The following is a 13,014-nucleotide window of genomic DNA, read 5'->3' on the forward strand; positions in this document are numbered from 1 at the left end:
CTCTTCCCGCCGCCGGACCGTCCGGTCATCGAAAATAACCCACGGGGGTCATCATAGGAACAAACAGGGAACATGTCAATGCGGCTAGCGACGCCTTCGGTCTCGTCGGGACAATTAGAACACGCCCAACCGCCTCCCGCGCTCCGCTGTCTGCGCCAGCTCCTTCAGCTCGGCCTCCGCCAGCTTGCCGTTGGCAAGGATCGCGCCAAGATGGTCGCGCACCTTGCCGACGATGTTGATGGCGAGGAACAGCTTCTCGCGGCCCGCGACATCATCGATCACGGTCTGCCGCCATGCCGCGCTGTAGCGCGCCTCCAGCGCATCGAAGGCGCCCGTGAGCAGTTCGTCGTCCAACAGTGCCTTCGCGCGCAGTCCGCGCGCCGCCGTTCGCTCCAGTCTGCCTTCGTCAGTCATCGCGACGCTCCACTTGGCCATGGGACTGTCGATCGGCGTGTGCGGCAGCCGCAACGTCGACCGCCGCTTCGGCAATCTTCATCTCGTGAGCGGACCGCGCCTGCTCGCGCTGCTGTGCCGCCTCGACGGTCTTGAGATGCGCATCGAGCAGCGCGATCTTCGCGTCCAGCCCGGCCTTGATCTTGGCGAGTTCGATCTCCGCATGCATCTTGACTTGCTGATGGACGAGGTCGTTGTGCGCCTGCTGCTGCGCCAGCTGCGCCTTGTGCGCGGCGACCGCCTGCTCGGCCTGCGCGCGCGCCTGCGCGGCAATCAGCTTCGGATCGGGCGGCGGTTGAGGCGGCGCCGGCGGCGGATGCAGCAGCCTGCCGGTCCGCGGATCAATCGCGGCCGGATCGTTGAAGAACCGGGCGGGATTCTTGTGCCCCATGATCCGCGTCAGCTCGGCGGCCGTGTTGTAGAGCTCGCGGTCGCCGACCAGGTTGAGCTTGCCGGCCATCACCAGCTCCTTCTGCACATTGGCGATCGCCATGGTCTGCGCGAATTGCTGCGCCTTGCCGCCGGAGCCGAGCCCGACCTCGATCGTCATGTCGTCGCGCGTTTTCCAGCTGCGCGGGTCGACCTCAACCCAGGCGTTGCGCAGCCGCACCGTCTGGCGCTGCTGGCCGTGCTTGCGGATGGTCGCATGGAGCAGGCCGAACATGTCGCGGACGCCCTCGGCCATGATCCGGGCGATCAGCTTGATGCGCATCTGCGATGCGGAGAACACCTGCGCGACCGCGGTTGCCGACTGGTTCTGCAGCGCATTGGCGTCGATGCCCTGCGCCTGTTTCGCCAGCCCGGAGCGGCTCTCGAGCTCGGCGTCGATATATTGCAGCATCGGATAGATCGAGCTCGTGATGTCGGGCACCACCTGCCAGTTCAGGCCGCCCGCCGTCTTGGTGCGCACGACGCCGCCGGGACGCGACACAAGGAGGTCGTCGAGCGTATTGGGTCCGGCGTTGGCCTCGGCCACCTCGACCCGCGGGTTGTTGTGCAAGTAGAGGTTATCCAGCGCGCCGCGCTTCAGCGCCGTCTTCTCACGCTGCAGCGGCATCACGAGATCGGCGATCGAACGGCCGAAGAAGCGATGCGTCATCGGCACCGGCGTGGTCGCTGCGAAGGGAATGGCGTTGAATGGCGTGATGCAGTCCTGGCCGTCCTTGCGCAGGATCTCGCCTTGGTCGCCGCCTGTGATGATCTGGTACAGGCATGGCCTGCCCTCGCCTTCATAGTCCATCCGGAGGTAATGCTCCGTGATCCGGACCAGCCTGGTGCCCGAATTCGACGCGCTCGACGACACGAGCGAATGCTCGTCGACCGTATCGCGCGCCAAGGTTTCCGTTCTGGCGGTGTCGCTATCATCGCCGAGCGACCTGATCTGTGCCGCGTCGAAGCCTTCGGCGATCAGCTGCGCCTCGGTCTTGGTGACGATGTCGTGAAAGCAGTAGTTGCAGTCGCGGATCGAGCGCGCACCGCGCTCGATGCCGAACTCTTCCGGCGGCACGCCCATCACCCGGGCCTGGGCGAACTTGCGCGTGGTGACGATCGTGACGTCGTGCGTGATCGGTGCCGGCACCGGTTGCAACGGCGCCGACGGCAAGGACATGGTCATGGTGGGACTCGTTCAGACGGATGGCGGAAAAGGACGGCACGCGCAGTCAGAGCGCTGTCGAACCAAATGGGGCGTCCGGGTCGGATCCTCGGCGCCTCCGGCAGCTTTCAGCTCAGAACCCCGAGCGGCCGCCTTGGGTGGCGCGCATATAGTCTTGGATCATGCCGAGTAGCCCGCCTGCGGACGGCCGGTCTTGTGCCGCCTCGGCTGCATCGCTGCGCGCGGCAGGCGCGCCGGGACCGGATAAGGTGCCGGCGAATGGATAAGGAAACCGCGGGCCTCCGGTGTCGAAGACCGACGTCTCTCCTGAACGGCCGGACGAGGTCGCCGCCGCTCGAGCCTTGTTCATGGCCGCTGGCTGCTGAGCGAGATCCCCCGCCGGCGCGTCGTGAAGATCAGGAAAGCCATACTCGAACACGTTGTAGCGGCTGGGGACTCCGGCCATCGCGGCCCGATCCCGGACGATGGTCTTGGCCCAGGGACGCGAGACGTCCTGCGACATCTCGAGCGGACCAAAGCCGTAAGTGACTCCGACACCAGGCGTCCCGATCCCGAAGCCGGAAGCTCCGCCGCTGAATCCCGCATTGGGACGGATCACCCCGCCCCCCGGACTCCCGGAGATCGACGGCCCCGTCAACAAGCCTTCGAGATCGTCCGTGTAGCCCGCCGAAAGTCCGGCGCGCGGCGTGCCGTAATAGACCTGCGGGTAAACCCGCCCATGATTGTCGATGTAGAGCCCGCCGCCGAGGCCTCCCAGGAAGGTGGGAATGCCGAACGTGCCACCGCCATAAGTTCCTTTGGTCATTGACCTGTCTCCTCACCACGATCGACCGGCCGATCGCGATTCGATTTGTAGGTGTTCCACCCCTGTAGCGCGCTGTAACTCGCGACCGCGAAGGCCAGCAGGCCACCGCAGCCGAGCACGACATTGCCGGCAGCAAAGAAGCCGAGGGAGATCGACAGAAAGGCTGGGCACGACAGACCCATGGCCTTGATGTAGGAGACCTGCACGTCCAATGGCGTCGTCGGCTCCAGGGCATAAACCGAGAATGCGTAACGCGACGTCCAGTCATCCTGAAACTGGGGAGGCAGCGTATCGAGAATGGCGTGATACACTGCATGCGTACGGATGGCGGTGACGAAAAGGAGAAATCCCCCGAGGACAAAGAATACGGCTGCCATCGACTTGTCCTTGTTACTAGGCTTTGCGCTTGCGACACGCGCATCGGCTTGAAAGCGAGTTACGACGAGTTGAGACTACCATGTCCTGGAACGCGCCTGATGCAGCGGCCGGTCGGCTTCTCTTCGAATTGCCGGGTAGCGGGCATAGCTGCGGCCGCTATCGCGCTTACGCCCGGCCGCCGCCGGGGTCAATTTCAGCCGCCGCCATGCCGGCGCCGTCCAGTTGGACGTCCTGCCGCCGGCCGCGCACCGAATGCGCCACGATCCGCATGGCGCCGTCGGACTCCATGACGGACTGCGCCAGCAGCGCGAACTGGTCCTCGGTGAGATCGTAGTAGGTCTCGCGGCTCTCCTCCTCGCGCTCTTCCCACCACACCTTGACGACGCCGACCTTCGACAGAAGAGCATCCTTGATGAAGGCGTAGAGGATCATGAAACCGGGGTTCTGCTGCATGAAGACGTGATTGACATAATCGGTCTCCTGCGCTGCCGCCGCCTCGTCCTCTGGACCGACCGGCTCGAACCTCACGACCTCGTCGGATCCCGCGAAGATGTCCATCAGGTGCGGCATCAGACCTTCGACCGTATCGGCGACATCGGTCGAGACGGCGCGTGAGCGCCCTTCCTGGGCCGGCATGTCCTTCTTCATATTGCCGAGATAGTAGTCCATGGCATCGGCACGCTCCTCGGCGAGCCGCGCCGCCGAAATGGCGGCGAGCGCGTCGGCTTTTTCGGCCGCGAGCATGGTCTTGAGGTCGGCGTGAGACATTTTCGGCATGATCAGATCCATATCGCTTCTATCGGAGCATGTTGGCCGTTGCAGGTTTTGCGTTGCGGTCATCGCGCGGCTGGCGCCAGGGCGAACGCCACGCCCATATCGGACGCCGTACTCACCAAGTGCTAACTGGCCGACCGGAGATCGGACGGGCAGGGAGCCACCTCATTTGCTCCAGTTCGGCGACTTGCGCCTGAGAGCGGCCCAGTCTTCGAATCCTGGCATGCTCTCGCCCGCGCTCGGCGGAGGAAATGGATAATCGGCTCCAGGCGCTCCAGCGATAAGTCCTTGAGGTTGCCCCGAGGTGGGGGGCGGAACAAATCGTCGATCGGGTGTGATCGGGGCGCTCGTTCCCGCCTCGGACGTCCATCCCCCAAACCGGTCAGCGAAGGACGGAACGTAACCAGGGGCCGCCAGCTCGTTCGGTGTCGTTGCCGGCGCATCAACCACTCGCTCGACTGCTCGCCGCGAACGCAGAATGCGTGTCGGACTCGTCGGCGATGATGGCAATGCCGGAGCATCGGCGTTCGAGCGAGATGCATCGACCGGGCGCGCCCCATAGCGAGGTCCGGACGTGGGGATTTTACCGAATACGCTGTCGACGGTAGACGCGACTTGACGATCGTACTGATGCTGCTCGTTCAAATAGGGAGCCAGATACGGATCTGGATCGATCGGGCCTTGTTCGTTCCAGTAGTCGACCGGATTGAGCGTTCGGCCGTGACGATCCTTGATCTGGTAGTGCAGATGAAAATCTCCGCCTTCGACGCCGGGCCGATCGACGCCCATGTTACCCATCGTCCCAACCAATTCGCCTGCCATGACGGCGTCGCCAACTCGCACGTGCTGAGAGTGCGTATGAAGGAGCTGGTGCGAGACACCGTCCTTGTCCTGGATGGCGATCGTTCCGTACCCTCCCTCACCCGCCCGGGTGACGACCCCCGACACCGGCGATCGAAGCGCGGGATAGCTTCTGTTCAGCGGCAGCGTCTGGCCGCCTTCGTAGTTGCCATCCGCTCCCTGGTGGTCCTGCATTCTCCCCCAGCTTTTTCGCCACCTCGGCCCAGGAGGGCTCGTCATGTGTGAGACATGAGTGACGTTCGCTCCATCCGTGACCGGCTGAAGCATGCGCCGCAATGCTTGTTCCCATGACATCGGTGATTTCCCTGATGAGATGTGACTGTTGATGACGTGAGCCCCGGTACGGACGACACCCGGCGATGGACCAGGGCCGTTACTGCTGCTGAGGGCCAAGCTGCGCCTTCGGGAAGCGGTCGACGACCCTCGAGGTTCATCTGTCCCGTTGCGGATCAGCGGGGACGTCGGCTCAGAACATGGCGCATCATCTCGATGGAAGCCGACCGTCGAATGGCATCTGCCATGTCGGGCTGGGCGTCCGAGCTGTCGCGCGCTGGGTGTCGTCCTCGCTTTGCGGGATCGTCGTAGGCCGAGGGATTCCGTCGCTAGCGACCTGGCTTCGGCACAACCGCGCACAAGCCCTTGTCAGCCAGCAGCCTTGCATCGGTGAAGAAGAGATGCCGGCAGCAGACTGCTGGCGCGAACAAGGCTGCGTCGAGGTCGCTTATTTCTGGAAATCGCTGGAACGAAGAGGCGCGTAATGCTCGTGAACGAGATCGATGTTGCTCCTGAATCTGATAGCAGGAATCGTACATTGGCGCTGGGCCTCGGTGATCTCGATCTCGTGGACCTTCTCATTTGCAGGGATTCGTCGATCCGCCTTGATTCGAGCGACTTGAAGTCGGATCAATTGCTCCCGGCCAACGTACCGTTTGGTTACGTCATCGTAGCCTGTAAAGACCTGAATGACATTTGCTCGTATCGTCTTGAACTCATCATAACCGCTCAGGTCGTACTTCCTGGCAGCCGCATCCAGCTTCGCCGTCGTCTCCGGACCTGTCTGGTAGAACCCGTCGTGGCTATTCTCTCGGATCTGATTGATTTCATCGGCCGCAGCAAGAAGCCCGATGATCTGCTTCTCGGTCAACTTGATCTGGACGAACTCCATGCACGGTCCAAGGGCTCCGGCAGGACGCTTCACGACCTTATCCGGCGAATCGTCGAACTCATTCTGACCACCGAAGGCAACATTCAAAGTAAACGCAGTAAGCGCCAACGCTGCGGCGACTGGACGCATAGACGGGGGCATGAGATGTCCGATCGGTCATTCTGGTTGACAATCATGCAAATTTGTACACGCTTTGTTCCGACCGTGCAATCGCCTTCTGGCTGCATATCGCACTGGCTTGATCATCAGACGATGCAGGGTCAGCGCCACCCCGCATCCTGATATCGGATCGGCCGGTTGAAGCTCATGACGCGTCCCGGCGCCTCGTAGCAGATCGCCATCAGGCCGAGCGCGTCGGCGGCGTGCGACGACCAGTCGTGCTCGGGACCGAGCCCGACGTTGCGCGTCTCGTCCCTGCGCTCATGGTAGAACCCCAGCGCCTCGCGTCCCGCCTCCGTCGTCGTCTCGTTGAACCAGAGTTGCGGACCGAGCCGGCGCAGCGCCTCGATCCGTATCATCGCGGCCCCCCTGCCCTGGTTCCTGACCGGCGGCTCGACGGCAAAGCCGGCCTCGCGCAGATGGTCGGCGTAGCGTTTGCCGGTGACGGCATTGGTCGCGAGTCCGTCATGCGGAAGATAGAGAATAGCGCTCTGATAGCCGCGGGCCCGCAGCCAGTTGACGTGGAAGGCCAGCACCTGGCCGACCGCCTCGTAATAGTCCAGCACGCGGACTTCGCTGCCCACCCACTGCACGACCCAGATCGTGAAGGCGTCGGCGGTGGCTCCGGCGCCGCCGATGTCGATGAAGGCCCGCAACGGCAGCAGCGGATCCGCGGCGACCTTGCCGATCCGTCCATCGCGCCTCGCCTGCGCCAACAGGTCGGCGAAATAGGCTCCTTCGAACGCGCGCACGTAGTCGCCCTCCCAGATGTGCTCGTAGCGGTCGGGGTAGAGCGCAAGGTCGAGCCGGCGCTCCTCGTCCAGCACCGCCGGAAACCACGGATTGTCGCGCCAGCTCGCCTTCACCACCACCGCGCCGTGAGGCTTGCGGCCACGCAGGAAGTCGTCGACGGCATCGGACTTGCGGCGCGGATTCCAGCTCGCCCACAATTCGGAGCGCGGCGCGCGGATCGTCGGCCGCAGCAGCGACAGCGAGCGCGCGCTCAAGGTCTGCGCCTCGTCGATCCAGGCGATACGGAAACCCTCCAGCGACTTGATCGATTCCGCGGTGTGATCCTGCATGCCGCGAAAAATGATCAATCCGTCGCCCGGCGTCGCGATGCGGTCGTTGAACGGCCTGAAGCCCTGGCCGAGGCCGAGGCTCGCGACCTTGCCTTCGATCAGCCGCTTCGACGACTGCGCCAGCGTCCGCTGCGCCTCGCGGATGCAGACGGCGAGCGTGCCGCGCTCGGCCTGGCAGGTCTCGACCAGCAGTTCGCCGAAGAAATGCGACTTGCCCGAGCCCCGACCGCCGAACGCGCCCTTGTAGCGCGCCGGCGCGAGCAGCGGCTCGAACACTTTCGCGGTCGGGATCTTTAATGTCGACAATGATCACCTGCTACTGCGCGGCGTTTGAGCCGTCCACGGGGCCGACAGGAAGGGTACAGGCGGCGCGCCGGAGTCAAAGACGGCGGGGCCAGCCGGAGTCGCCTGCCGCGATCGGAGACGGCGAACGGGCTGACGCTTGTCCGCGCTCACGAGCCCGGGCTCGACCCAGCTTGGCAGGACCGCTCCGGCCCTTGGATCGATCGCATCTCCAAACCTCTCGTCGAAGGATGGAGTCGCGACAGGCCCCTCGTCGTCGGCCGAGCCAGCGGGAAATCGTCCCAATCGCTCGGAGGGCGTATCGGCACCGCCGCCGACATATGCGTAGTCCTTCTGAAGACCGCGCAGGGCTTCAGGGATCGGCAATCCCGTTCGAGCCAATCGCTGCGCTTTCGGATCCTTGGCAAGTGTGTCGGCGATATCGGAGAGATACTCATAATTGGCTTGTGGCACCGGGTAGAGGTGTTTTCCAAGCCCTGCCGCTTCGGTGATCCTGTTCACGATCGAAGTACAAATCCTGGGATCTTGCGAGAAACGGGCAAGATCCCAGCCATTGTACAAGAGAGGTTCGGCCCCGATCTTCGCGATCTCCCCACGGGCGAGATCGGCCTGCCTTTCGGTGATGGGAACTGTGAATGTCGCATACTGACCGTCATCCGCGACGCTGGAAAAGTCGTTCGGTGGCGCTTTTCCGTTCTGCATCGTATGAGCGTCAAATTTTCCTTGGTCTGAGATCGAGCCATGGTGCTGCGGACCGAAGCCAGCATACAGCTGCCCGGTCGGATCGCTGACCACGACGGCGGCGTGACCGGGCAAACTGGGGTTGATCTGAAATGTGAGCGCGTGTCGAGCAGCCATCGTCGCTTCCGCTTTGCTGAGAAATGTTTTGGTAAAATGCATCGCCCGCGACGTCGCGTGCCGGGCGGCAGCCCGGCGATCCGGACAAACGCCGCTGGCAGCTCTTCGTCGCATCAGTCGAGCGACCGCAAGAGGCGCGAGCATAGATGCATCGGCCCGTGCAAATTACGCGAGCCAGCGCTTGCCGCCGCATCGACATCGCAGCCATACGCGTGTTCGCGGCGTGCGACTAATCGCGATTGAGTCGCTTGATCAACGCAGTGTCGATCTGCTCAAGACCCGGCCCAACGTATCTGACAAGCAGACGCCAGATCGTATGGAGCATCCATCCGAACAGGTAGGAGATGACCAGGCTCACGGGAGCATAGAAGCCATAGCTGTTCATCCAACTCTCTGTGCTGAAGGGCGGATCCTGGAGACCAAGGGCTGGCCATACCCAACCAAGGACCAACCCGGCCGGGAGAACAGCCGCTTCAGCCAACAAGACGCTCGCCTTCAAGCTGGCGAAGTAAGACAGGCAACTGAACAGCAGAAAATGCACCACGTAGAGAGCCGAAGCGATCAGCCCTCCCTTGTTGAGCCGCACAATTCCCCTCCTCTTCCGTCGCAACTCTTGCAAGCTACTGCCGTACGACCCTCACCGCGACCATCATCACTTGGCGGCCGTCGACCTTGAGACGACTGCAAAGCGACAGAGTTGCGCGGACCAATACTCTGCCTAGAACGAAGACAGAACATCAGAGCCCGCAGGAATTGTCAACGGCAGCCAGCAAGGACGACGGACGCCCCGCGACGCCGAGACCTGCGATCTTGTCCTCGATCGGCCGTTTGGACGATTGCGCCAGCGTGCGCTGCGCCTCGCGGATGCCGGCCGCAAGCGTGCCGCGCTCAGCCTGGCAGGTCTCGACCAGGAGTTCGCCGAAGAAAATGCGACTTGCCCGAGCCACGGCCGCCGAACGCGCCCTTGTAGCGCGTGGGGGCCAGTAGCGGCTCGAACACTTTCGCGGTGAGAATCTTGAGGATGGACAATTACCGCGCTCTCTTGAGGTAGTGGCTCAGCTCATAGGTTTCGGCACGAATGGATCTAGTCAATCAGGACGAATGCAAGTCGGCCAATCCTCGAACGCGGATCTCACAGCCACTTTGCGTCAGAGCTTCATTAGGGGAGAAAGGAATGAGGGCCTCGCAATCCTCAGGAAGCATAGACTAGCCGCGTGGATAGCCAACGAGAAGGAACGGGGCTTGCACCGACTGTCCGTTGCTCCGGCTCGATCGCCAATGCGTTACGGTCCTTTCTCGGCACCTTCCAGGGCATGGGCGGTGCGAACGGTCCTCCGAAAGCATCAATATCGATGACATTCCGGTCTCGTGTCTCCGGAATGAGCGTCGACGGCAGTTCGATACGCCTGTCTTTTTCGTAGCTCGAGTCGCTCCATCTCGCCGACGAGGAGAAGGCGTCTTTGAATCTCTTGAGCTGATCCAGTACGTCCGCCATGATATGGGTTGGATCATCCAACTGCTTGCTCACCAATTCGACGGAACTGTAGAAGCCGGTCAGATCTTTCAGCAAGGCGTCCGGGTCCTTCTTGTGCCCTTCGGGATCGTAGGACCCGTCTCCGTTGATCATGTCGTCCAGCTGTCGTGTTATGAAACTGAAAACACGCGGCCGGTCGCCAGGCGCGATGCTTGGCGCCCCAGGCGCAGGTAGTGGAGCTTGTTCGATGAGACCTCGGGTGTCGGTCATGTTCTATCCTTTTTCGGCATGATCTTGTCCAATGGTTCACTGGACGCTCTGCTGAAAATCGAGATAAATGGTTCCGATCCGCCCATTCCAAGAGAACGGGGTTCTGACGAAGTCATCGGGGCCTGACGACAGGCGCCGATAGATCGCAATGCGCAGCAAACCTGGTTTTACGGCCGATGCAAATCGTTCCCGGCTATCGACCGTGTAGCAGCAGCCCGGCGCGCCGCGAACGACCATGTCCATGGCAAAGCCACGGCCATCCGGATAGACGAGGACGTCGACGTCCAACTCAGCAGCCCTGAAGCGGCAAATGCGTTCGGGGCCACAGCCCTCGAGTCGGCCGCTGCCTGTCTTGCCCTCAGCTTCGACGGCATAGTTGAGGATGAAATCGCCGCCGATCGCGGAGCGGCAAGATAAGCCTAGCAGGATGAAGCCGACCACGAGCCGTCGCGTGAGAACACGAGCCGCCCTTTGCCCCATGGGCCGCATTGATCCTGGCGTGTGACCCGGCTGCATCTCGATCGCCATCAACCGATAGACGTGCGGCGCGCGCTCGCAGAACAAAAGTAGAACACGAAGACTCAACCGTCAACATCGAGCGAACCAGTAGCAACGCCATTCCTGCTTCGTCAGCTCTCCTGCGCGTCATCGGAATCGTCCGGCTGCACGATCACGCGCTCGATGCGGTGGATCAGCTCCAGCGCGCCGTCCTCGCCGTTCTGCAGCGCCTGCGGTGCCTTGCCCCAGCCGCGATCGAGGATGGCGTTGGCGGCCGACACGCGCGCAGCATGCGTCGCCTTGGGGGAACGCATCACCCCGACCAGCGTGTTGATCGCCGTCCTGGTATGGCCGCGCGCGATCGATCGGATTTCGGTGATCGTCTTCGACATTGTCGCTTCCCGGGTTTTGCAGATTGAACGTTGAACGTGGTCACGCCCGCCCGTCGCCGGCGGCCATCGCGACGAGTCCCGCCCAGACGGGCGAAATCAGAGAAGCGGTCATCATCCTGTCCTGTTCGGCTGATGGGAGAAAGGCGCGGCGGATCGCGGCCAACGCGATCGCTTCGGGCGCGAACCCTATCCCGCGAGGGACCGCTGCGGGCGCGACGACGATCGCCATGCCCGCGGCCGCCCCGTTCGCGCGGGACGGTCAATATCCGGATGAAAAGGCGTGCAAAGATTGCCGAATGGCGACGAGGTTCATCCGGGCGCAGCGAGGCCAGCCGTCCTCGAACGATTGCTTCCTGCGACTGTCGCGTCCCAGGTTGCGCCCGCCGTTATTTCGGAAATTTCGATATTGGCATCATGCCAGTGATTTGCCCGACGTGTCAAATTTGATCGAAATGCAGCGGCCGGACTTTCCGATTTCGCTAACCACGGCGGCAACTGCTCGCCGCAGCAAATCAAAAGCCCGCTGCCGAGTGCTCGGCGCGGGCTCTATGATTTCTGCGACGATGGCAAAATGCGCCTGATTTGCCCGACGTGTCAAGCGCGCGAATGCGCCGCCGATCGTCAGTTCGTCTCGCCGCCCGTCGGGCTGAGCCGGAAGGAGGTTTCAAAGATGTATGTCGTCGCATTCGTTCTCGCCGCCTTGTCCGCACTGTTCTACGCGGCCGGCGACCATCAGCTTGGATCCGTCGGCGCCGACGTCTGCCAGGTCGGCAGCCTGTTCTGCGACAAGCCGCACTACATGATGACGAGCGCGGTGCTCGCCGGTCTGTGGGGCAAGTTCGTCAGCATGCGCTAGCCAGATCAGTCCTTGATCGCGTAGAGCGGCGTCCGCACGGTGAGCTGATACACCGGCTTCGGCGCCCATGCGATCTGCGCCGTGACGCCGAACAGCCGGTTGTCGTCGTCGTCCATGCGATCGAGATCGAGCCTGACCAGCGGCTGCGTGTAGGACGCGATCGGCGCGACCGCGAGCAACTGGGCGCCGGCGAACGATTGCAGCCCGACCCGCGCGGAGACCTTCCAGTTGTTGTCCCACTGATAGAAGCCGCCGAGATAACCGGCGGTCGTGTCCCCGACCCGTGCGAGCGCCGAGTCGATCTCCACATGGGTGTACTGAACGCCCGCCAGCCAGCCGCGCATCTCGTCGGGGTCGAGCGCGTATTTCGCTTCGACGACCGTATTGAAGGAGGTGGTCGCCAGTAGCGAGTCCGGCACCGAGCGTGTCAGCGTCGACTGCAAGGTGAGGGTCGGGATGGCGCCGCCGTTCTGCCGGTAGACATCGGCCTGGAATCCGAGGAACCAGCTGGTCACCGCGAGATCCGACCAGCCCGACGCGCTCTTATAGGACGCGCTGCCGGTGAAGCCACCATAGAGCGAGAGCGCCTCGCCGAGGTCCACCGTGAGCGGCACGTCGACACCCACGCCCTGGTTGGTCGGCGCCGAGAGCTGCGGGCGTCCCGGCAGTGCGGGACGGCCGAGCAGCTTGCGCAACGTGGCGAGCTGCGACAGCGTCGCGAACAGCGAGCCGTCGCCGAGTCCGGTCGACAGCGAGCCACCGGGCACGTACGCGTAGTTCGTGCGAAAATCGATGTAGAGATTGGCAAGGCCGGATGACGACGTGTCCTTGTCGTCCTCATCGCCGCCCTTCTGGTCCTTCGCGATCGCGCTGCCCCCCATCAGCACGGTCATGCCGACCGCCGCAGCGCAGGCCCATCGCCACGGCCGGCGCTCACCCGGCAACGGTTCCTCATCCACCATTCCGACGTCCCCCAGCGGCCGAAGCTACTCCGGCGCGGCGCGAACCTACAAGTCCGGAGACAAAGCGCGGCACGAAGACCAGGGGACGACCGCATACGGACTAGTCCTA

General features: G+C 63.1%; 17 protein-coding genes. 2 read left to right on the plus strand and 15 right to left on the minus strand.

Features of this window, described 5'->3' with window-relative positions; all coding sequences use genetic code 11:
- Window positions 1–114: 114 nt before the first annotated feature.
- From BRAS3809_RS02195 to BRAS3809_RS02260, 14 genes are all read right to left on the minus strand, one after another.
- Window positions 115–414 (minus strand): hypothetical protein, encoded by a 300-nt coding sequence (locus BRAS3809_RS02195; protein ID WP_035655068.1) that lies wholly within the window; start codon window positions 412–414, stop codon window positions 115–117.
- Entirely contained in the window at window positions 407–2,068 is a 1,662-nt protein-coding gene (locus BRAS3809_RS02200; protein ID WP_008960470.1) for a portal protein, read from the minus strand. Before BRAS3809_RS02200 ends, BRAS3809_RS02195 begins: the two co-directional genes overlap by 8 nt.
- 112 nt (window positions 2,069–2,180) lie before the next feature.
- The gene (locus BRAS3809_RS02205) at window positions 2,181–2,873 is read right to left on the minus strand and encodes a hypothetical protein (protein WP_008960471.1); all 693 of its coding nucleotides are present in this window, start codon (window positions 2,871–2,873) and stop codon (window positions 2,181–2,183) included.
- Window positions 2,870–3,250, minus strand: a complete 381-nt coding sequence (locus BRAS3809_RS02210; protein ID WP_008960472.1) for a hypothetical protein — start codon at window positions 3,248–3,250, stop codon at window positions 2,870–2,872. The genes BRAS3809_RS02205 and BRAS3809_RS02210 overlap by 4 nt, the downstream gene beginning before the upstream one ends.
- Before the next feature lie 166 nt (window positions 3,251–3,416).
- Window positions 3,417–4,028, minus strand: a complete 612-nt coding sequence (locus BRAS3809_RS02215) for a portal protein (protein ID WP_052523323.1) — start codon at window positions 4,026–4,028, stop codon at window positions 3,417–3,419.
- Between the two features lie 162 nt (window positions 4,029–4,190).
- On the minus strand, window positions 4,191–5,060 hold the full coding sequence (locus tag BRAS3809_RS34565) for a M23 family metallopeptidase (RefSeq protein ID WP_170323242.1): 870 nt from the start codon (window positions 5,058–5,060) through the stop codon (window positions 4,191–4,193).
- Between the two features lie 547 nt (window positions 5,061–5,607).
- Window positions 5,608–6,192 carry a hypothetical protein gene (locus BRAS3809_RS02225; protein WP_035655062.1) on the minus strand — a complete coding sequence of 195 codons (585 nt, stop codon included), beginning with the start codon at window positions 6,190–6,192 and terminating at the stop codon, window positions 5,608–5,610.
- A gap of 119 nt (window positions 6,193–6,311) precedes the next feature.
- Window positions 6,312–7,598 (minus strand): PBSX family phage terminase large subunit, encoded by a 1,287-nt coding sequence (locus BRAS3809_RS02230; protein ID WP_035655064.1) that lies wholly within the window; start codon window positions 7,596–7,598, stop codon window positions 6,312–6,314.
- Window positions 7,599–7,601: 3 nt separating this feature from the next.
- The gene (locus BRAS3809_RS02235; RefSeq protein ID WP_240535578.1) at window positions 7,602–8,495 is read right to left on the minus strand and encodes a hypothetical protein; all 894 of its coding nucleotides are present in this window, start codon (window positions 8,493–8,495) and stop codon (window positions 7,602–7,604) included.
- 187 nt (window positions 8,496–8,682) lie between these two features.
- On the minus strand, window positions 8,683–9,039 hold the full coding sequence (locus tag BRAS3809_RS02240) for a hypothetical protein (protein WP_008960477.1): 357 nt from the start codon (window positions 9,037–9,039) through the stop codon (window positions 8,683–8,685).
- A 151-nt stretch (window positions 9,040–9,190) separates the two neighbouring features.
- Window positions 9,191–9,400 carry a hypothetical protein gene (locus BRAS3809_RS36455; protein WP_008960478.1) on the minus strand — a complete coding sequence of 70 codons (210 nt, stop codon included), beginning with the start codon at window positions 9,398–9,400 and terminating at the stop codon, window positions 9,191–9,193.
- 245 nt (window positions 9,401–9,645) lie between these two features.
- Window positions 9,646–10,197: a hypothetical protein gene (locus tag BRAS3809_RS02250; protein ID WP_139017294.1), complete on the minus strand. Its 552-nt coding sequence runs from the start codon at window positions 10,195–10,197 to the stop codon at window positions 9,646–9,648.
- Between the two features lie 36 nt (window positions 10,198–10,233).
- Window positions 10,234–10,638 carry a hypothetical protein gene (locus BRAS3809_RS02255; RefSeq protein ID WP_008960481.1) on the minus strand — a complete coding sequence of 135 codons (405 nt, stop codon included), beginning with the start codon at window positions 10,636–10,638 and terminating at the stop codon, window positions 10,234–10,236.
- A gap of 188 nt (window positions 10,639–10,826) precedes the next feature.
- Window positions 10,827–11,087 (minus strand): hypothetical protein, encoded by a 261-nt coding sequence (locus BRAS3809_RS02260; protein WP_008960482.1) that lies wholly within the window; start codon window positions 11,085–11,087, stop codon window positions 10,827–10,829.
- Between the two features lie 23 nt (window positions 11,088–11,110).
- On the opposite strand from BRAS3809_RS02260, the gene BRAS3809_RS35650 reads away from it, so the two are divergent.
- Window positions 11,111–11,668 (plus strand): hypothetical protein, encoded by a 558-nt coding sequence (locus tag BRAS3809_RS35650; RefSeq protein WP_139017295.1) that lies wholly within the window; start codon window positions 11,111–11,113, stop codon window positions 11,666–11,668.
- 89 nt (window positions 11,669–11,757) lie between these two features.
- Window positions 11,758–11,943, plus strand: coding sequence for a hypothetical protein (locus BRAS3809_RS02270; RefSeq protein ID WP_008960484.1), 186 nt, complete (start codon window positions 11,758–11,760; stop codon window positions 11,941–11,943).
- A gap of 5 nt (window positions 11,944–11,948) precedes the next feature.
- Here BRAS3809_RS02270 and BRAS3809_RS02275 read toward each other — a convergent pair whose 3' ends face one another.
- Window positions 11,949–12,905, minus strand: a complete 957-nt coding sequence (locus BRAS3809_RS02275) for a hypothetical protein (RefSeq protein WP_008960485.1) — start codon at window positions 12,903–12,905, stop codon at window positions 11,949–11,951.
- Window positions 12,906–13,014: the final 109 nt, after the last annotated feature.

This window comes from Bradyrhizobium sp. STM 3809 (assembly GCF_000239795.1).
GTDB lineage: Bacteria > Pseudomonadota > Alphaproteobacteria > Rhizobiales > Xanthobacteraceae > Bradyrhizobium.